Source organism: Ruegeria sp. E1, from assembly GCF_056534225.1.
In genome coordinates, this window is the sequence record NZ_JBQFPE010000018.1 from 22,923 (window position 1) to 42,091 (window position 19,169).

General features: G+C 57.7%; 16 protein-coding genes. 5 read left to right on the plus strand and 11 right to left on the minus strand.

Annotation, left to right across the window (positions count from 1 at the left end; translation table 11 throughout):
- Window positions 1–73: 73 nt before the first annotated feature.
- The 11 genes from ACR0FG_RS18915 to ACR0FG_RS18965 all read right to left on the minus strand — a co-directional run bounded on the left by ACR0FG_RS18915 (window position 74) and on the right by ACR0FG_RS18965 (window position 11,574).
- A complete protein-coding gene (locus ACR0FG_RS18915; protein ID WP_480894738.1) occupies window positions 74–832 on the minus strand; it encodes a methyltransferase domain-containing protein in 759 nt (252 codons plus the stop codon).
- On the minus strand, window positions 829–1,449 hold the full coding sequence (locus ACR0FG_RS18920) for a pimeloyl-ACP methyl esterase BioG family protein (protein ID WP_480894739.1): 621 nt from the start codon (window positions 1,447–1,449) through the stop codon (window positions 829–831). The genes ACR0FG_RS18915 and ACR0FG_RS18920 overlap by 4 nt, the downstream gene beginning before the upstream one ends.
- Window positions 1,446–2,732 carry an adenosylmethionine--8-amino-7-oxononanoate transaminase gene (gene bioA, locus ACR0FG_RS18925; RefSeq protein ID WP_480894740.1) on the minus strand — a complete coding sequence of 429 codons (1,287 nt, stop codon included), beginning with the start codon at window positions 2,730–2,732 and terminating at the stop codon, window positions 1,446–1,448. Before bioA ends, ACR0FG_RS18920 begins: the two co-directional genes overlap by 4 nt.
- Window positions 2,729–3,349, minus strand: a complete 621-nt coding sequence (gene bioD / locus ACR0FG_RS18930; RefSeq protein ID WP_480894741.1) for a dethiobiotin synthase — start codon at window positions 3,347–3,349, stop codon at window positions 2,729–2,731. The genes bioA and bioD overlap by 4 nt, the downstream gene beginning before the upstream one ends.
- Window positions 3,346–4,476, minus strand: coding sequence for an 8-amino-7-oxononanoate synthase (locus ACR0FG_RS18935; protein ID WP_480894743.1), 1,131 nt, complete (start codon window positions 4,474–4,476; stop codon window positions 3,346–3,348). Before ACR0FG_RS18935 ends, bioD begins: the two co-directional genes overlap by 4 nt.
- Window positions 4,473–5,453: a biotin synthase BioB gene (gene bioB, locus ACR0FG_RS18940; RefSeq protein WP_480894745.1), complete on the minus strand. Its 981-nt coding sequence runs from the start codon at window positions 5,451–5,453 to the stop codon at window positions 4,473–4,475. Before bioB ends, ACR0FG_RS18935 begins: the two co-directional genes overlap by 4 nt.
- A 98-nt stretch (window positions 5,454–5,551) precedes the next feature.
- Window positions 5,552–5,974 carry a hypothetical protein gene (locus ACR0FG_RS18945; RefSeq protein ID WP_480894747.1) on the minus strand — a complete coding sequence of 141 codons (423 nt, stop codon included), beginning with the start codon at window positions 5,972–5,974 and terminating at the stop codon, window positions 5,552–5,554.
- 16 nt (window positions 5,975–5,990) lie between these two features.
- A complete protein-coding gene (locus tag ACR0FG_RS18950; RefSeq protein WP_480894748.1) occupies window positions 5,991–7,526 on the minus strand; it encodes a c-type cytochrome in 1,536 nt (511 codons plus the stop codon).
- On the minus strand, window positions 7,523–8,869 hold the full coding sequence (locus ACR0FG_RS18955; RefSeq protein WP_480894750.1) for an NADH:flavin oxidoreductase: 1,347 nt from the start codon (window positions 8,867–8,869) through the stop codon (window positions 7,523–7,525). The genes ACR0FG_RS18950 and ACR0FG_RS18955 overlap by 4 nt, the downstream gene beginning before the upstream one ends.
- Window positions 8,866–9,738: a hypothetical protein gene (locus ACR0FG_RS18960; protein WP_480894752.1), complete on the minus strand. Its 873-nt coding sequence runs from the start codon at window positions 9,736–9,738 to the stop codon at window positions 8,866–8,868. The genes ACR0FG_RS18955 and ACR0FG_RS18960 overlap by 4 nt, the downstream gene beginning before the upstream one ends.
- Window positions 9,739–9,741: 3 nt before the next feature.
- Entirely contained in the window at window positions 9,742–11,574 is a 1,833-nt protein-coding gene (locus ACR0FG_RS18965) for a peroxidase family protein (RefSeq protein WP_480894754.1), read from the minus strand.
- A gap of 391 nt (window positions 11,575–11,965) precedes the next feature.
- Between ACR0FG_RS18965 and ACR0FG_RS18970 the strand changes: the two genes are divergently transcribed.
- Genes ACR0FG_RS18970 through ACR0FG_RS18990 form a run of 5 tightly spaced genes read left to right on the plus strand, consistent with a single transcriptional unit; the run spans window position 11,966 to window position 19,142 of the window.
- Entirely contained in the window at window positions 11,966–13,039 is a 1,074-nt protein-coding gene (locus ACR0FG_RS18970; protein ID WP_480894756.1) for a hypothetical protein, read from the plus strand.
- 14 nt (window positions 13,040–13,053) lie between these two features.
- Window positions 13,054–14,085 carry a hypothetical protein gene (locus ACR0FG_RS18975; protein WP_480894757.1) on the plus strand — a complete coding sequence of 344 codons (1,032 nt, stop codon included), beginning with the start codon at window positions 13,054–13,056 and terminating at the stop codon, window positions 14,083–14,085.
- A gap of 24 nt (window positions 14,086–14,109) precedes the next feature.
- The gene (locus ACR0FG_RS18980; RefSeq protein WP_480894759.1) at window positions 14,110–15,723 is read left to right on the plus strand and encodes a hypothetical protein; all 1,614 of its coding nucleotides are present in this window, start codon (window positions 14,110–14,112) and stop codon (window positions 15,721–15,723) included.
- Window positions 15,724–15,774: 51 nt separating this feature from the next.
- Entirely contained in the window at window positions 15,775–18,093 is a 2,319-nt protein-coding gene (locus ACR0FG_RS18985) for a hypothetical protein (RefSeq protein ID WP_480894761.1), read from the plus strand.
- Complete coding sequence (locus tag ACR0FG_RS18990) at window positions 18,060–19,142, plus strand: NAD(P)/FAD-dependent oxidoreductase (protein WP_480894763.1); 1,083 nt, start codon at window positions 18,060–18,062, stop codon at window positions 19,140–19,142. The genes ACR0FG_RS18985 and ACR0FG_RS18990 overlap by 34 nt, the downstream gene beginning before the upstream one ends.
- Window positions 19,143–19,169: the final 27 nt, after the last annotated feature.

The following is a 19,169-nucleotide window of genomic DNA, read 5'->3' on the forward strand; positions in this document are numbered from 1 at the left end:
ATGATCGATGCCGATGAAGTTTCGAAAATCGGGCTGGTTAGCTGGGTTATGTCCGCGGATTCTCTTGTGGAAATCACAATGGATTCCGCGCAACGATCCAGATCGGATGGTAACTCAGAGGTACCCCGCACCGAGTGCCAAACCGCTCAAAATAGTCTTGTGAAAACCTGTCTAGCGTTTGTCGCGTCCAATGCTTGCGCGCTCGTCCGTTTACTCCGGTCTGACGCAGGTGGCGCAAAACGGCGCGCGGTGTCGTAAACCATAGCTTGTTTTCCGCCTCACCTGCATCCAGAACATCGAAGCTCTGCGAGACAGCCGCCGTCAGTTCGTCCAATTCAATAAGTCCCGGCGCATTTGATGATGAACCAAGCGCCGCAAGTTCCTGAAATTGTTTTGGGCCGTAACCCGAAAGCGCCAGCCAGCCGCCTGGGGTCAGATGATCCGCCGCCCGATCAACAAGACGCTGTGGATCACCCACCCATTGGATCATCGAGGCAGACGCGACCAGATCAAGCCCACTCGGCCAAGCGACAGAGCAAACATCGCCTTCTACAAATTCTGCATTATGCACCCGAGCGGTTTGCACGGCTTCGGGCATCAGGTCATTCAAAGTGAGACGGGTAAAGCGTGTATCACGATTCAGGGCGCGCGTCAGATGGCCTGTGCCACAACCGAATTCGAACGCATTCTCAAACAAAGGCGGCGCAGAACAGCTGCGCAAGGCAGTCGTCAGACGATCTGCGACCCAGGCCTGCTGGCAGGCCGCATCGTGATAGGTCTCAAAGCTGCGGCTAAAGCTGCGTTGGACGCGGTTGACTGACTGAATGTTCACCTGAACCAAGCGCCCCAGCTTTGTCCTTTGGTAAAGGCAACATGTGGTCCTTCAATCCTACGCACGGTCTCAGGTTGCGCAGCCCAGGCCGCCTCCTGCGCCGAGGATGAAATGACGCGGTCATTGCTGGAAATCCACACCCTGTCGAACGCAATCGCAGGCGCAGAGCCTCGATCCACGATGCAACGCAGTTCTGCCTGCGCTCTGGCAATATCCAGATCGGGTGGTGGTCCCTCCAATCCAGCGCGTCTACAGAAACGGGCGAAACTCGGCGTGCTCAAACCAGATGCCGTCGCCTCGACCAGATCCGGCGCAATCCCGCGTTCATCGTCGGCCGGGTAAAGCGTACCATTCACGGCTACGCTGTGTGAAAGGCTCAGTGAACTATCGGCCAGCCAGTGCGCGGCAGAGGCAACACCAAAAGAAAAACCCAGCAAGCGCACCTGATCATAGTCCCGCGTCTGTATCAGATCGTCCGCCAGATCACGGTAATCATCGACAAACAGAACGTCAGTCGCACCTTTCAGCGTTGCGAAAGGTGCCGTACCGAGGGCCCAACCACCAAAAACCAGTGTCAGCTCTGCCCTACCCTCTTGCGCCAGCCAACGAGTTCTCATGCGTTTCCCTTCGCAAGGTCGACCATGGCGGTCGTGACACGGCTCAGATCCTCGGCCGATATGACATAAGGAGGCATACAATAGATGTTTCGTGCGAAGGGTCGAAGCCAAACGCCAGTTTCCGGTGCACGGGTATGAGCGATACGAGAATCAACGGTGTCTTTCATTTCGATCACGCCAATCGCGCCCAGCACCCGGACATCAGCGACCCCGGGCAAAGATCGCGCGGGGGCCAATTCGGCCAGCATCTGAGTTTCGATTGCCTGGACATTGGCGCGCCATGTCCCATCCTCCAGCGATCCAAGGCTTGCGCATCCGGCGGCACAGGCAAGTGGGTTGGCCATATAGGTGGGGCCATGCATGAAAACCCCGGCGTCGCTGTCGCCGATGCCAGAGGCAACCTGTTCACGGGTGACGGTCGCCGCGAAAGAGATATGCCCGCCGGTCAATGCCTTGCCCAGACAAATGATGTCCGGGATGACGCCTGCAAGCTCGGCAGCAAACAGATGGCCCGTGCGCCCGAATCCTGTAGCGATCTCATCAAAGATAATCAGAACATCATGCGCGTCGCACATGGTGCGCGCCGCCCGCAACCATTCCGGGTGGTAAAAATACATCCCGCCAGCGCCCTGAACGATCGGCTCAAGCACAAGCGCGGCAATCTGATTACCCTTGTCCCGCAACAGTTGCTCCAGCGCATCCAATCCGTTGCGCGCGCCATCCTCGGACCAATCTTCACCCAGACGCACGTCCGGGCGGGGCAGGAAATGCTGGATCGACAGCGCACCCCGGAACAACCCATGCATTCCGTTAACCGGGTCACACACGCTCATCGCCTTCCAGGTGTCGCCGTGATACCCGCCGCGAATGGTGGCAAATTCAACCTTGCCGGTTCGACCATGGGCCATCTGGAACTGCACGGCCATTTTCATGGCGACTTCGACCGAAACCGAACCACTGTCGCAATAAAAGATCCGATCCAGACCGTCAGGCAGCATCGCGATCATTTTCTGCCCCAGTTCGATCGCGGGTTTATGCGTCAAACCTCCGAACATAACATGTGGCATCTGATCCAGTTGCGCCTGCATCGCCGATGTAATCGCAGGGTGACGGTGGCCGTGGATCGCGCACCACCACGAAGACATTGCGTCAATCATCTGCACCCCATCGTCGCGGTACAGATACACGCCCTCGGCCCGATCAATCAGATGCATCGGTCCGGGATCGGCCACGTTTGTGTAGGGATGCCACAGATGACGGGCGTCAAACTCCAGAGGGGTCACAGCGCCCCCCTGATCGTATCCATATCGATCGAGACAAAAGCCTCCGACAGACTTTCGCGGTTCAGCCCGTCAATCATATCCAGTCGCCCCAGATGCGCGACGCGGGTCATTTGCACGATAGTCTCTTCAACTTCCGGCTCAGCAGCACCAACAAATGCGACGCCAACAACCGAACAACCCGCATCGCGTAGTGCCATCAAAGACAGCGTTGTGTGGTTGATTGTCCCCAACGCCGTCCGCGCGACAAGGATCACCGGGGCCTGCCACCGCGCCATGAGGTCAAGATAATAGGCCTCTCGGTTCAATGGGACCATGACGCCCCCGGCCCCTTCGACCACCAACGAGCCTGCGATTTTTGGCAGCGAAAGTTGATCCAGATCGATCTCTAAGCCCATATCCTCGGCCGAAAGATGAGGTGAGGCTGGAAGGTTCAAAAGATATGTTTCGGGTAGAACTGGCCTGCCTGACAGGTTTGCTACGATCTGGCTATCGGTCGCGTCCTCAAGCCCGGATTGCACGGGCTTCCAATAGGTTGCACCCAGCGCAGCGGTCAGACCGGCGGCAAACACAGTCTTGCCGACCCCGGTATCAGTTCCCGTCACGATCACCGTAGTCATGACAAATCCAGCCCTTGTTCGGCAATTGCCTCAAACAAGGCTGTTATGTCCGCATCAGCAACATTCCCGGTAATCGACACGCGCAGGCGCGATGTTCCTTTTGGTACCGTTGGCGGGCGAATCCCACGCACGTCATAGCCAAGCGCGTGCAGAGTTTCGGCACAGGATATGGTCTCTTTATCTGCTCCAATGACGACTGGTAAAATCTGACTCTGAAATCGATTCAGACCACACAGCCGGCGGGCTTCCTCATGCGCGTGTGCGATCCGATCATGTGCCTGATGCGACAACAACGGATCCGTCTGCAATAACCCCAGCGAAGCCCGTACCAGCGCGGCATTAAATGGCGAAGGCGCGGTGGCGAAGATAAACGGGCGCGCCCGATTGATCAAAGTGCCAATCATCGGTTTTGGTCCGCAGATCAGACCTCCGCTGACCCCAAGACCTTTGCCGCAGGTGTGCAGGCTCAGCACCTCTGCATCCAGCCCATGCGCCAATCCCCGCCCTTGCGGGCCAAAGACGCCGGTTGCGTGTGCCTCGTCCACGATCAGAACCGCGTTTTCTGCCCGCGCAAACTGCGCAAAATCTGTAAGGGGGGCGAGATCACCCTCCATCGAATAGACGCTTTCGACGGCAATCCAAATCTGACCCGCATTACCTGCAGCGCGCCAGTCCTTCAGAACCTGTCTGGCGCCCGCGACATCGTTGTGAGGGAAAGGCAACGTATCGGCACGCCCCAACCGCATACCTTCATGCGCGCTGGCATGGATCAATGTATCATGCAGGATCAGATCGCCAGCAGCAGGCAGGGTGGAAAAGATCGCCTGATTGGCCTGAAAACCGCCTCCCATATACAGCGCTGCGTCGGCACCGAAAAATGCGGCGGCCTCAGATTCTAGCGCCTCATGTTCAGGGTGGTTTCCCCGCAACAGGCGTGACCCGCCCGAACCCAGAGGAACGCCGCGATCCAGAACATTCCGCGCTGCCTGTTTCATCAGATCCGATGACGCGAGCCCGAGATAGTCATTAGACGCAAAGTCCAACCCGTGCCGTGGCGCAAGGCTGCGCAGACGGTGACGCGACTTGATCACGTCCAAAGCTTGGCTCAGCCGCGCCGTAGCTGTCATTCGGCAGCGTCCAGACAAGCCTCGCGATCCGGTTCCATCGGCTGGATGCCCAGTTTGGCGAACAGAATTGCGTCGCTGCTGTCACCAGGATTGTCCGCCGTTAGCAAGGTGTCGCCAGCAAAGATCGAGTTTGCACCAGCAAAGAAACACATGGCCTGCATCTCGTCGCTCATATCGGTCCGTCCGGCAGACAGACGGACATGAGATGTTGGCATCATAATCCGGGCTAGCGCGATAACGCGGACAAAATCGATCGGATCGATAAGCTTGGCGTCGGCAAGCGGCGTATCAGCTTGCGGCATCAGCATATTGATTGGAACCGAATCCGGCGCCTCGGGCAGATTTGCCAGCGTCACCAGCATGTCGATCCGGTCCTCTCCGGTTTCGCCCATGCCCAGAATGCCGCCCGAACACACCTTCATCCCCGCCTCACGCACCCGGTTCAGTGTGTCAATCCGATCAGCGAATGTACGTGTGGTGATGACCTCGGGGTAATACCGCTCGGACGTGTCGATATTGTGGTTGTAATAGTCCAGCCCGGCATCGCGAAGTTGGACCACCTGCGTGTCATCCAGCATGCCAAGGGTCATGCAGGTCTCCATCCCCAGGGCCTTGACGCCTTCGACCATCGCAACCAATGCATCCATGTCGCGTGCCTTCGGTTCGCGCCACGCCGCCCCCATGCAGAACCGGGTTGAACCCGCATCGCGCGCCTTGCGCGCTTCATTCAGAACCCGCTCAACCTCGATCAGCTTGGACGCGCTCAGTTTTGAGCCGTTGCGCGCCGATTGCGAGCAATAGGCGCAGTCTTCGGCGCAGCCACCGGTCTTGATCGACAAAAGCCGCGACAACTGCACTTTGTTTGGGTCAAAATTCTCACGGTGAACCGTCTGTGCGCGATAGAGAAGGTCCATTAGGGGAAGGTTAAAAATGGATCGAGCTTCTTCGCGTGACCACCGTGATGAACTGTCTGCCATTGTCGCTGCCCCACCTTACTTGCTTAGGTTTCGGCAATGCCAATAGCGTTTATTAACTATGCTTGCTAGGGCCTATGCTGCGACGCAACGAAGCGCAATCAAGGCCGGGACATCAGTTCTGCAACCACCAATCTGTGGAATGAGAGATAGATCAGTACGCCGAACACCGCATCAAAGGCTGCGAACCAAAGAAATGGTCCACCGTGCGAGACAAATGTGGCAACCATCAAGGCCCGGCCCAGAACCGCAATGACGTTTGGATAGCGCTGACGCACCGGATCCAGCGCACCGGGTATCTGCATCACAGTGACAAAGATAAGTGTCGCACCCCAAATTGAAGGCCACGGGTTTTCAGCAGCCGCAGGCAGCCCCACGACACCCAGCGAAAATGCCGGGCAAAACAGAAAGAGCCCGCCAATTACGATCTGAAGCGCCAGCACAAATCCAAACAGCCGACGATGCGTTCTGATCCGGCTGTCGGCCTTTGCTCTGGTCCAGCCTACGGATAACGTATCAGACATTTTGACGTCTCCTCATTCAGAACATTTTGAGATATTCAAGCAAATCCGCCTTTTGGGACTCGCTCAGATGCGTGCCATAGATATGACCCGTGTTTGAGTTTCCGGGCTGGGTTGTATCAAAGCAGTCTGTACTGCCTGCGTCGCAGGGAGGCGACAGGAAGCCCCCGTTCATCGTATCCAGCACATCGGAATCGCGCAGAAACCGTTGTGGTCTGTCTTCGGGCGCCTTCAACAAATCGGCCAGCGTCGGAACCGAGCCGTTGTGCAGGTAGGGGCCACGCAACCAAAGCGCATCAAGCGGCATGTTGGCGTATCCATCGGTTTTCCGGAATTGCCGGAAGGCATAAGGCGTATCGGCAAAAAGCTTGTCCAATTGACGGGCTCTGAATTCGCTTGTGTAGCTGTCCAATCTTGCGCGATCAGTTCCAACTGATGAAATGGGCTCGACCATGCCAAGGCGATCGCCGGAAAACTCATATCCTTCGGCCCCCAGCCGCCCATGGCAATCTTTGCAAAATACACCATAGATCGCGGAGCCGCGTTCAGCGGCCTCGGCGTTAATCGCGATAGGACTGGATGGGGCCGGCAGATCGCTTAACCACGCCGCCACCCGTTCGATCCCTGCATGATCCGCCGTTTCAGGGGTAACACCCGCGCCAAGTGCCGCCGATAGGTTACGTTCAGCCAGCGAAGGGTTGTTTCCGTCCCAATGCAACTGCATCCCTTCACGTGGGCCTTGCATGAAGATGGACGGAAAGTCCGACGCACCGATAACCTCTTGCGCAGCAAGCTGGTCCGCGTCCATGTGGAATTCCAGCACCTTATATGGATTAAACGTATCAACTCGTCCGATGCCCCATTCGGGCTGGCGGTCCAGCAGCGGCAACATTGCCGAGCGCGTCGCCAGCAGCTCTTCACGGATGCGCGGGACAACAGCTATGCGCCAGAACAGGCGTTTTAGAGGTCCAAGCCGATGACCGCTTTGTTCAATCGCTTCAAACAGCGGGTCGGCGGCAAGCTTCGGGCTGATTGCGGCATCAAGCAAAAACTCTATGAACGCGTGAAATTGCAGATTGTTCGACGGCATACCCGCGACGATCACCTGCTCGGCGCCTTCCTCTTTGCGATATGTGCCTGCATGGCATACGGCACAATTGAACCAGACCAACGTCAGACCCAACTGGTCACGACGTGAGATGCCGATCGGCAGGTCGCTACGTCCTTTTTCATCTTCCTGATAGAGAAATCCAAACGCTTCGTAAGTGGGTTTGCCCTCGAACGCATCCGGGAAGAGATATGGGAGGGCCTGCCAGACCTCATAAGGCAATCCGCTGGATGTTTCCGATCCGATGGACCCATGCAGAAAATGCTGTTCTTCATCGGTGAAATGTTCCGGTCCGCCGCGCAGCAAGGCAAACAGCAGCCAAATGGCCATGATCAAAGCCAGCAACCCTGCCAACCCCATCAGGGTTACAAGGATCGTCAACGGCAGCCGCCTGCGCCGTCTCTGTTTCAAGGCCTCTTCGACAAAGGTGACGGGCTGGTTTCTCATTCCGCCGCCTCCGGTGTCGGGATCTGAAGAACCGGCTTGGTTTCATAGATCGACATCAATTCTTCGATCATTGCATCGCGGCTTTCAAACCGGTCTTCTTCATAGCACCCCATCGGGTGTTTCGGCGCATTGCACAGGCATTTGTTGCATCGGGTGCAGGGTTTGGGTGGTTCATCCCGACCAGCAGCCCAGTGTTTTATCAGGTCGTTGTTGGCCACCAAAGCGCGGGCGATGGAAACACCGTCGCAGCCGCCCGAGCTGATCGCCTGTCGCACGACCTGCGCATTCTGATAACCGCCTGTATTGATCACAGGGATCGTCACGGCCTTTTTGATCGCGCGGCATTCTTCAAGGCTGATCGCCTCATCCTCGCGACCTTTCTTCAGGCGGAACCACAGCTTCAGGAACAGCGGGCGCAGCAGCGGGAAGCGGAAGAACAAGAAGTTTCGAAAGCCGTTGACGCCGGACGCGATCATCACATCGTAGGTCACTGCCAACACCTCAAGCGGTAAATCACCCGGAGGGTTCATGGGATGCGGAAACATTGACCCGGTCGAGACGTGCAGCGCATCAACGCCCGCCGCCTCACACCACTGCGCCACCTGCACGGTATCCGCTAAAGTGTTCCCCTTGCCTTCCCAAGGCAAAACGTTGTTGTGATCCACTGCTGACAATTTGACCTGAAGATGGAACTCACGCCCAACCTTGTCGCGGATCGCGTCGATCACTTCGAGCAGAAACCGGGCGCGATTGCGCAGCGATCCGCCATACATATCTGTCCGGTCATTGATGGCCGAGCTCAGGAACTGCGTGAACAAATAACCGTTGGCAGCGTGTAGCTCGATACCATCCAGCCCCGCCTCGCGCGCGCGCCAGGCGGCGCGGGCGAAATCCTCGACCATCTCGCCCACTTCTTGGGTGCTCATTGCGCGGGTGGGGAACCCATGCAGGCTCTCATAGGCATTGGTCGGGCTAGGCGTCGGGCGGTGCTGGTTGTGGATACCGGGCAAGTCCATTTGACGACCCGAATGGGACAATTGCAGGATATATTTCGATCCATTGGCCCGAACCGCCTCGCCCAGTTTTTGCCAAAGCGGAATGAACTCATCCGTATGAATGGTCGCATATCCAGCGATGATCCGGCCGTCCATCCGCACCGGCACATAGGATGAGATCACGGCGCCCACTCCGCCGCGTGCAAACTTGCATTCCCAGTTGATCCGCGTTTGTGTCAGCGCACCGTTTTCAGCATCAAACCGGCCCGAGATGTTGGATCGGAAAACCCGGTTTTTGACTTCCAGATTTCGAAATTTCAGCGGCGTAAAGATGATGTCATCGCTCATCCTGTCTCTCCCGCCTGTTTCCAGATCTCGGCCAGCAAGGCCATAACCCATTGCTCAGCCGGGCAGTGGCTCCAGCTTGATCCGAGGAAGGCCAGATCAACGTCCATCGCAGCGCCCGCAGCAGCGCGGGTGTTCATTGCAACCAAGGTAACGGGTCGCACGCGACCGCCGATCGAGTCGCAATGCCCGGCACCTGCGCGCATGACGGTGCGCGGAGCAACGATAGCGGATAGTGCGGCCTGCTCTGGCGAAAGCCGGGATCGCAACGTGTTATCGGCCCAGGCCTCCCTCAACCGATCAAGGCTATGCGCCAGATTGTGCACGGCAATCCCGGTGCCGTGAACCGCACCACTATCGCCCCCTGATGCGTCTGCCAAAACACCCTGGGCCGATCTCAATGCACCGGAAAAAAACCAGATGATCCGCCGCAATGGGTTGAAAGACTGCAGATACGCCTCAAGCGTTTTGGCGGCGTCCCATGTGTCCTGGTTGGCCGCATAGCCTGGATCAAACACACGACCGACGATCTGTTGCGCCAACTCGCCTGCCGGTCTGCTCAAGTCCCCTCGGACATAGGCAGCCATCTGCTCAAGCGTGCGGGAATCCCAATTCCCGGGCGAGAACAGATCGCTCAGCTTTTCTGATATTTCTTGCCGTCGCGGATTGTTGCGCATCATTGCACTCGGCAACGGCGCTCGATTCAAAGAAAGCGTCGATTTAACCCGCTGCGCGAGTATCCGGTTGAGCAATGGACCGCGTGGTATAAACCCGCGATCCAGCCCTGTGTGGTTGGCAAGTTGGCTTATTTCTTCCTGCTCGTCGGTCAGAATCAAATCGGCGAGCAGCGGGATACGGATATGCCGGGCCATGGTTCAGCCCCCCGCGATCCGCCAGGGGAAGAACGGGTTGCGCGCATCGACCAGAGCATCTGCCAATTCCGGGCAATGCCTTTGCACCACGTCTTTGAACCCGTTTTCCGCAACCCACCTGAACCCGGCTTCGGTATATATTTCAGGGCGAAAATCATCCGTATAGAAACGATCGCTTTTCAACCTGCGCGAGGCCATCAGGATAAAGATCCGGAACGCCGTATCCGAGAACCCAAAGCGAGGTGGCTGATTAGCTGACTTTGCCTCGGCCAATGTCCCGATCAGCAGATCGACCTTATCGACCGTTCCATAGACCTCTTGCAGCGCGGATTGCCAATCGGGATCGTCCGTGATCTCTTCAAAGGTGTTCGGTCTTGTCGCGCCAATCGCCTCACGAAAATCAGCATAGCGCGGGACGCCGCGCTCGCGGTCCCTGAGAACATCAACCGCCGCAAGATCGATAAACACGTTCGCTTCGACCTTTTTATCCAAACGGCGCAGCGTTTCTGGGAAGTTGTTCAGAACCAACGCACCGGGGTTTTCCGTCGCCAGCGAATACAGGACATCGTCAAAACTCATATCGTCGTAAAGTTTGCGCGCGCCCGGACCCGCGACATCTGTCAACGAAAGCTCGCGCAGAGGGGCGTTATCAATGTGGCTGCGGAAGCCAAACCGATCTGGCATCAGGGAATGCAACCGGTAGACCGATGCAAACTCTTCGGTCATCGCATAAGGGCTGCCATGATGATCCTGCGGCGAACCGGGGATGCCCGACAGAACCTCGCTGTCAGACACCCGCCCGACGGCATTGAAAACGGTCTCCCCCATCAGGCCCCAATAATTGCCGCGCATGGCCATTCGGCCCTCGGGGCTATCCATCAGCGCCGGTGTCCATTCTACGGTGTGGATTTTTGCCATAAGCGCCGCGTTGACCAGCCGCGCCTTGTGGAACAGCCAGTCTTCGCTCTGATCCGGGTGGTCGATGCGAAGCCGCGCAACAATCGCATTATGTTCGCGCGCAAACAGGGTGTGCAGCACAGATAGTCCCGTCCACCAGTTTCCATTGATACCTGCAAGTTCCTGCCCCTTGCGCTTGGCTTTCTTATCGACGGGCAGCAAGCCATCTTCCAGCGTAATCTCGGCCGATTTCGGCTGCCCTTTCAGCTTGGCGGTGCGGACATAGCGCAGGCGTTCTTCGGACGAGCCATAAATCTGCGATCCGTCCCACCAACTGGTTTCAACATTACGAAATGTGGGGGGACGGTTGGCATCGGCATCGGTCACCTCCCGATCCGGCATCGTCCGCCTCACGGTCATTTTCCCACCCGGCCAGTCGTCCCCATCCGGCAGCGGAACCTCAAGCGGCTCGGCGTCAGGATCATTAGCACCATGGCTCAGCCAGTCATGCACCATGAACTGAATCCAAGCCGCAGCCAGCACGTTGAGATGCGGCACCGGGACAAATTCATGCCGCTTGAGCAACTTTTCGCTCACCAGCCTGGGACTAGGCTCCATCAGGTCTGTTTCACTGGGCGGGTAGGTCTGTTTCAGTGCAACATTTCGCCCAAAACGGGTTCCTGCGGCGCCCATACGTGGCTCGGCCAGATCATTGAACCGACCGTCGGGCGCGCGCCAGCCAACAATGTCGAAATCTTCAGGGGCCTCACCATCTAAAGGGGCAGTTTCCGTATCGATCAGGTTGTGATGCCGCAAATTCACGCGGTGGCCCAGAATGATCGCCAGCGCTGGCAGGAACGGCCAAGCGTGCCAAACTTTAAGCCTCTGAGAAATAGAGGCAAATCTGCCAAGCAGATAGTCCAGAATTCTTTCGAACATCGAAAATGTCCTCGGGGGTAAAGAAAGATCAATAATCAAATCAATTGCCTACGCATAACACAAAATTTTCTGTTGTGACAGTTCGAGCCTCCAAGGCGGCAATTTTGCCCCGCAAGACCGTTCGGATGCATAGTAGGCTTATGTATTTCCAGCGCATGTGCCCTGACTGGCACGCACCGATCTGCGAAATTTGATTGACAGACCCAGACTGCACTGCAACCATTACGGTATTATTGAGCAAACTTTATTTTTATTATGTCTGTATTTCTGATGCCAGACAGCACCCAGCCGGAAATTGGGGTCAACACCCTGCCCGGCGGCACACTGAAAGAAGGTCCGTGAGTTCCGATAGTCAATCGGGCTGATGCATTCGAACACTTGGAGTATTGTCGTGACTATTGAGCTGTCATCGGCTTTGGATGTCGCAATCGGCGTTGTTTTCCTTCTGCTTGTTCTGTCGATGGTGGTGTCGATCACGAATGAGTTCATCGCCAAGATCTTCAGCTGGCGATCCGAGAACCTGAAGGAAGGCATCAACAATCTGTTGTCCGACCCGGATGCACAAGCTCTTGCAAAGCTGGTGTACCAACATCCTTTGATCCAATCTCTGGGACGACAGAACAAGGGCGGGAAACCGGCCAACCCCTCCTACATCCCCTCAAAGCGCTTTGCCCAGGCGCTCATCGAGACGATAAAACAATCTGCCTCAGACACCGCCTCATCCCATGGCGCAACCCGAAGCGGGTTGATCCTTGAGCGTGGCGGGGCGCGTTCTACGGAAGCCCTGACCCGCACATCCAATCCCGAGGTCGGAGAGGCGTCGCGCACCGGCGATTCAGGTATTGCGATCCCGAATGTGGGCAAGACGCTGACCGATATCCGCAGTGTCGTCGCCGCGCTGCCGGACAGTGGCGCGCGATCTTCACTATTGGTTTTGGCAGATCGCGCAAAAGGGAATCTGGACGTATTCGAACGGAATGTTGCTGAATGGTTCGACGATGGGATGGACCGTGTATCGGGATGGTACAAACGCAAAGTACAGACCTGCATGTTCCTCATCGCTCTGACCGTTGCAGTTGTTCTGAATGTCGACGTTCTGAATGTCGCCCAATCTCTGCGGCAGCATCCGGAATTGCGCGAAGACTTTGTTACGCTTGCGCAGGAGTTTCACGAAAACGCTGGCGGCGATGTCGAACAAACCGACGAAGCCGTTGAAAGTGCCATCAATCAATTTGCCTCGATGACAAAGCTGCCGCTGGGATGGACAAAAGAAAATTTGAATGCGGCTGCTCTGTGGTCGATTCCGGGCTGGCTTCTGACCGCGATGCTGGCGTCTTTGGGTGCTCCGTTCTGGTTCAACGTGCTGGGTCATCTGCTGGACATTCGCGGCAGCGGCAATCCCCCGCCAAAGACCCGAGGCAATGGCTCGGGGGCCAACGATGCCGCGCCTAACGCTTCAAGTTGATTTAGGAGAGTTCTGTGTTTGACTATAGTGATCCCTCGGGGCGAGATTTTCTGGGAAACACCGCCGCGCGCGACTTTTATCGGGCCGAGTTGGAAAGGGTACATCAGCAAGGGGCGCGGGTTCCCAACTCTGCTTTCACGTTGCCCGAAGCGTTTTCCGGTATCGACCCGGCACAGCAAGAACCGCCCGTCGTCGTCGAATGGCCTGGATTTCCGGTCACAGCGGGCCAAAGCGACGCCACAATCGACGCCAACAGGTTTCTGCATCAGGATGAGTATGTCGAGTGGGAGACCGCGCGAGACGCTGCCGGAAACCTTACAGTCACATTCACCACCGAGTTCCCTGAATATTTCGAGGCCTTCGCCAAGGTCGGGTTCGAGCCACTGCGCGAGGCGATCCGGGACGTCGTGTCCGACGCTGATCCGACTCCGGACGAGCTTTTTGGACCCGGTATTGCGCCAGACGCGCTATCCCCCGAAGACCGTGCTGACCGTTTCCGTGCGTTTCGCCAATCCAACCCCTGGAACAATGGCGAAAAGGGCGTTTTGTGTCTGACGCAGCAGTTCAACACATTGGGCGCTTTGATTAATCTATTGGTGCATTGCAGCGTCGCACGAACCGATGTGGACGCAAGTCAGATCTGCACGCTGGTCGGCGGGTTCTGCGGTCAGCGTCGAAACTCTGATCCGCGGATCAGTGTCAACGTGCAAAACGCTGCAAGGGCCGATCTGGTCTTAAGTGCCGCCGACCCGGTTGGCATTTCCATCGAGCGGCTTGGCGGGCGATGGACGTTGGATGGCGCAGAAGTCGATATTGCCACGACATCCACAATTGGTCTGCAGCACTGGACGATCAGCCGGAACGGCCGGCGCGCCGAATTCAGATTGCCCGCCGGGGTCGATCTGCGGTTGGACAACGCTCCGGTTGTCAGCGGCGCACAGCTTTCGCGCGTACTGATTGTGGCCTCTCGCGTGACCGCAGCAAGCTCGGCGCTGGTTCCCATATGGGCCCGGGCAGGCAACGAACCCCAGGTGCCAGTCGGCTAATCGCAACGATGACAGGAGAATGGGATGATGAGGCAGACAACGTTTTTCTTTTTAGCTGCAATCACAGCCACCTTGATAATTGGGCGACCCACGCAAGCGCAGACGCCCGTACCGCTTAGCACACCGGGTTCGGCCGCCGTTCAGGCACTTGAACTGGGCGATCCATTCTTTGAACTGGTCATTCTGGCCAACCCGCAACCCACGCGCCTGTCCGATATCGAAGCCGCCCTGCAACCGGTCCCAGATCGGCGTCGGAAATTTGTGGTGGATGAGGGGATCAAAAGCAGCGCGCCAGGCCAAAGGCGATCGGTCATCTCGTTTGTCGGCCAGACAACCGCGCCGTCTGGTGAGGTTATTGATCTTGATGCAACAGTCATGCTGTCGGTCTTTTTCGCTCCGGGTCAATTCCCCTCAAGCGAAAATGGTACCGAGGCCTGGGGCTGGGACGACGCGCGCGGGCGCTATAACTATTACAAGCTGAACGGCAATACCTGGATGTTCCGCGGCACCTCGTCGGGTCCCGAGGTTCAGAACCGCACGGGGTGCATGTCATGCCATTTGAACGGTTCGCCTATCATGAAAGAACTTCTGGTGCCCTGGGCCAACTGGCATTCGGTCAGCGACGGCATCGCGTATCTGTCGCAGCCGCCCTGGAATCCCGTCGCGCAACCCATATTTGCACCCGGGCAGCTTCAGGGGGCGGAAAGGCTTGAGGTTCAGATCATCTCGGCCTTGCGTCGTTTTCACCGCCACGAAGCCGCCCGTGCGCAAACCCCGCTGGGCGGAGGCATCACACGGATTGACAACGCGCGCGCCTTGCTGCGCCCGGTTTTTGAGACCACCGAGATTAACATCGCGTCGTCATCCGTTCCCACCGGCAATCTGCATCCGTTTACATCGTCAAATCTGGGCATCCTCGATCCGGTGCAGATCCCCAACACGCATTTTCTGAATGCCCGTGTCCTTGCCCAATCGAACTTTCCCGGTAGTAGCGCCGACGGGACTCTGAACATCGCCGCCGCCGGTCAGTTCCGCAACGCAGCCAGGGTTCCGGCCACGGTCTATCAGGACCTTGTCACATCCAATGCGCTTGTCCTCGCTTCCTGCCGCGGGCCAGTGCCGGGTCTGCAGGGTGATGCCCATTTTGCATGGCTGCACCCCGAGCCCGGATTGTTCGATGTCACCCGGGTCGAGCATCTTTTGACCGAAAAAATCGTCGACAGGAATTTCGTCGCTGCCGTCATGGCGGTCGATTTGCGCAATCCCATTTCCGACGTCAGGGCCGAATTGTTGCAGTTCGTTCCCGAAGATTATCAGATCGATGCCTCGGGGCCGCTGGACTTGCACGAACAAACCCTTGCCGCGCTTGACGCCGCTGGCACGGCGCTGCCGCCCTCGGCGCAGCTGTTCCGAGACCGGCTGCGCAGCGGCAATGCAACTGCTTTGCTGGAACAGGATGTCGAGGCTTATCTTGCCGAAGTCACAAGCGCTTTCTCTGTCCCGACCTCGGCAGAGTTTGATGACGAGGTTCAAAAGCAATTCGCCAACCTGCTGGATCGCCGAGCTGCAATGATCGCAGCCGACAGCGTTTTCTGTGGTCTCGTCGAAGGTCCGCTGCTGCCCGTCAAAGGCAACTGACTATTCCATCGGGCGGGATGCGGGTCCCTGAGTCTTTGAAGGAGAAATCTGGTGTTGATCGATTCAATTGCAAATATTCTGAACCGGCTTGCGCCCGACGGATGGGCCGATCTTATGTCAGCACACGGTCTCGACATAACCTCGGGCAATCTCGCAGACGAGCTGCTGCGTCCCTTGCCCGGGATCGACCGGAGCCTGCCCGGTTTCGCGGATCTGTCTCCATCATGTACCCGCGCAATCGAACCCGGATTCCCGGCTCGCAGCCTGCTGTTACACGCGCTTGCCAGCCCCGAGGTTCAGACAAGCCCCACTGGTCCGCTGACCGCTTTCCCGACCCTCTCGGATCTGGATTTACTAGAGAGCTACGTCTATGCCGTCACCTCCTCGAGTCTTGCGGATATCGAAGCCCGCGCGCGGCAAACGCAGGCGCAGTTTAGCGGGCCGGTGGACGGAGTATTGGCGATTGTCCTGTTGTCATCCGAATACCGTTCCGCTCCCGGAACAGTTCACGGTGGTCAAGCCGACATGGTCTATTCACGAACCGCTATCGCGCGGACGGGTACCCTGCCCCGAACCTATCGCAGCCCGGCCCGCGGGCACTGGCCTGCCTCTGACGCAAACGGCATCCATGTGGTGCCATCGACTTGGGGCGCATATCTGTGCGCAAAGGTTCAGCCCAACAGGGCGCAACTGGTGGCGGCGGCGGGTATCGGTCCGGCAGAACCGGTTGTCGACGATATCGACCACCCGTTCTGGATACCCATTCATAAGCTTTTTGACGGCGACGAATGTATCAGAGGCGAAACCGTTGCACTGAGTTGGTCGACGCATCACGAGAATACCAAGATCGCCCGCATCCACCGGTTTCTGCAATCCATCGGTGAAGCATCGAACGCGGATACGGGTGACCTGTCCGCGAGCCCCTATCGTTTTACCGAAGGTCTGGCTGATCTTACAGATGACGCGGACCTGCCACCGGGCACTCTGGTCCCAACCACACACCCGCGTCTGGTCGAGATCGCCCGGGACGACGCGGGATCACCTGTAACTTTCAAAGTTCCGCAAGCCACCGAGACACCAAACGGAAAGATCAGCCTGTTCTGGAGCAGTCTGGAGATGCGCAACTTCGGCGTAAGCAGCGACAGGCCAGTTCCCGAATATGTGCACATCCGGCATGTCCTGAACGATCAGGGCGAGGTGGTCTCACTGAACGATCAGGAAGGGTTGATCGAAACACTAGCCGAAGGTGGCTATGACGCTGTTCATTATGTCGATTTTACGGGTGCCGGTTTCATTACCCTCACCGGGACGGGCTTGTCCCAGCCCTTGGACATAAAGGCGGGCCACAGCGTGATCGCAGCGCCCGATTTCTATCCAAGGGTTGATCAAAGGCAGGTACTAAGATGGCAGACCATTCTGCGCCAGCAGGATCCGGCTCTGGCAAATCTCGTACGGTGGGAGGGTCAACTGGCCCCTTTATCGGCCATCCGCCTGCCGCCAAACCCGGAATTGCACGACGCCGGTACCCGCCCCTTTGCCCGGTCAGAGGATGACGGAACAGAAGGCACGGTCAGCGCGTTGCTTGCAGCCCCCGATCCGACCCGGCCAGCGTCGACGGGCTTTGATTTTGCGGACATTGATCGCTGCTCGACCTTGCCGGACGCAGCGGCCGGTATCTTTGCACCGGGCTGGGCGATTTCGACGGATTCCACACAAGGGCGCAAACATCTGGCCGCCTACGGGCTGGGCAGCCCGTTCCCTGAAGACGCCAAACTCTGCGCCGCGCTTAGCGCCTTCTGGCCCGCTGCCGCCCCGGATACGACGCGGACCTACGCTCCGGGCGGCAACTCGGTCGTGCCGATGATCGATGACGAAATCGCGCTGGGGAATGCCTGGGACGGCATCGCCGGACTGACCCTCTCGGGCGACGCGCAGACGGTTGAATTCCCAGACCCGGACTATGCGGATTACACCGAAAGTTCCCGCAACAACACCTTCAACATTCGCCAGACCGCCGAGGTGACATTCGACGAATACGTCACCCGCGCGCTCAGAACAGCGCAGGTCCGGCGTTATCTGGCACAGAATCCGTCGCTGGGATCCACCAATTTTCTGCTGGCCTCGTTCACTCAGGTTCCGGGCGGACATTCGGATTTGTCGGACATCGAAGCCGACACGACCAAGCTGCTTGAGGGTCGGACCTATCGGTTCAAGATCATCACGCTATCGCAATCCGCGCCCAAAGCAGGCGATCACCGCCGCCAGGTTGCCGAGGTCGACAGCCTGCTTGAAATCGTTGCCGCAGAAAACGGAATTGCCCACCGTGAAGCGGGCCATTGGGCTACATTCGACCCAATTCTCTTTGTCTGATGCGGTCGGATATCCTCATACTCGGGGATGGCGTGGCCGGTCTGTCCTGCGCCATTGCAGCGCGCCAGACGGGGCTGCGCGTGACGGTCCTGTCAGGAACATCCAGACTGAAAAACACCTTTCACGTTTTACTTCATCCCGGTGCTGAATGCCTATTTGATACGCTTGGGCTCGGGCCGCAAGTCGATGCGCTCGCGCTGTCCAGACCTGAAGGATACTGGCTGCAAGGCTGCGGGAATCATAGCTTTGTGCCTTATGGAAAAGATACCTCGGGCCCTTGGCGCGGCTATGTCCTGAACCTTTCGGATCTGGAAACCAGCCTCAGAACGCGCGCCTGCGATCTGGGTGTCAAATTCGCGGATCAACCCTGCGATTTTGAGCCGCTGTTTGCCAATGGCGCAGTAAGCGGACTTCGGTGTTTAGGTAAGGATCATCCCGCCAACTTGACAATAGATGCAAGCGGCGGGCGGCAGCTTTTGCATCGAAAACTGGGATTGAAACCCCTGTTCGGATCGCCGCCGCTGATCGCCACATATACCGCTGATGCGACTGGCAAGACGCTGCAGAATCCGTCCTTCGACCAAAGGTCCGATGGCTGGCGGTTTAGCTTCGGGATCGGCGCAGGACGCATTGCGGCAATCGATTTGAATATCACAACCCACAGGATCACCCCCTCTGACAAGATTTGCCGTGATGTGAGCTGGCAGTATCTGCCTGAATGCGCGGGCCCGGGATATGCAGTCATAGGCGACGCCGCCCTTCGACTGGACCCGGCATCCGGGGCCGGGGTGCTGCGGGCAATGATGATGGGGATCAAAGCCCCCAATCTTGCGAAACCTCCCGATAGCTGGCGGCGGTATCGCCAATGGATTCGGGATTGGGCGTTCACCGACGGCTTGAAACTGGCCGAAATCTACGCCGCCCCGCCGTTTCAGGCCGGATGGGCACATCACCACTGCTGGACCGCGCACAGGCCGTCTCATTCGGATTTGGAGGTCCGGTTGCCTGAACCAGGGAAGGGCTTTCAGAGAGGTAACGCCATGATTTGAAACCGCAAAGCCAGGAGTTTTGTAGCC